General features: G+C 65.5%; 1 protein-coding gene. It reads right to left on the bottom strand.

Annotation, left to right across the window (positions count from 1 at the left end):
• The coding region (locus JHD64_RS21725; RefSeq protein ID WP_199055819.1) for an MlaD family protein at positions 1-255 on the bottom strand (255 nt) is incomplete at both ends.

Below are 255 nucleotides of genomic sequence, written 5' to 3' on the forward strand. Positions count from 1 at the left end.
GGCTGAGCAGGCGGCTGGGGTAGATGCGGATGTCCACCAGCATGTTGAAGTCCTTGCGCGGGGCATCGTATTCCATGCCGATGCGGGTGACTTCGCCAATCACGATGCCGCGGAAGTCCACCGGGGCACCCACGGTGAGGCCGCGTACCGATTGCTGGAATTTCAGCTGCAGCGGCAGCACTTCGTGGTCGGGCGACTGCATGGCCTGATCGCGGCTATTGGCCAGGAGGAAGGTGCTGCTGGCCGCGGCCGGCC

It is taken from the genome of Aquitalea sp. ASV15 (genome assembly GCF_016429115.1).
Classification (GTDB): domain Bacteria; phylum Pseudomonadota; class Gammaproteobacteria; order Burkholderiales; family Chromobacteriaceae; genus Aquitalea; species Aquitalea magnusonii.